Source organism: Siphonobacter sp. BAB-5405, assembly GCF_002872335.1.
GTDB lineage: Bacteria > Bacteroidota > Bacteroidia > Cytophagales > Spirosomataceae > Siphonobacter.
The window spans coordinates 1-726 of sequence record NZ_NJAG01000227.1 but is presented as its reverse complement, the minus strand read 5'-3'; the positions used below and the strand labels follow the sequence as shown (position 1 = coordinate 726).

At 48.2% G+C, this 726-nt stretch carries 1 protein-coding gene; it reads left to right on the top strand.

The annotated features are described in order from the left end of the window. A partial coding sequence (locus tag BWI97_RS27240) for a serine hydrolase (RefSeq protein ID WP_146011112.1) occupies window positions 1-726 on the top strand: 726 nt, incomplete at both ends.

Sequence of the window (726 nt, the reverse complement as noted above, 5' to 3'; positions counted from 1 at the left end):
CCCCGTAAGGCTGGTGCACCTATTAGAGCATACGGCGGGTTTTGAAGACATTGAGTTAAGTAAAATGATCCACACCAACGGAAGACCACTCAAAGGCATTGAGGCCGTTCAATCGGTACAGCACTCCCTGCATGCCCGCTGGAAACCCGGTCAGATGATGACCTATTCAAATCCGGGTTATATCGTATTAGGGTATCTACTCGAGAAGGTATCGGGGTTGCCCTGGGATCAGTATCTAAACCAGGTGATCCTTCAACCGTTACAAATGAACCATACCTGGTTTGATCGAGATGGTCAAAAACTTCCACGATATGCTCTGGGATATCACTTCACCAATGACGCCTTTACCTGTTTACCTCTGTATGGACCCAGCGGTAATGGAGCGGCGGGATCGCTGGTTTCAATGGCCACGGATATGACTAAATTTATGCGTTACCTAATCCGTGCTGACCGTGCTGCTGAATGGCTGGGTGAGCATGATCAGGTAGAACTGGAAACCATCCACAGTACCTTCGCTAGCCAGAAGGGACTACAAACGGGCTATGCTCTGGGCAACGAGCTCTTCCCCAACAATCACAAACTAACCTTCAGAGGGCATAATGGTAAAGGAGAAGGCTTTAGTTCCTGGTTGTTCTTTAACCGCACAGAGGATATAGCGTACACCGTTTCGACCAATTGTAACACGAATCTATGGCCGGTCTCACAGGTCATTGAAGACTTTTTAAC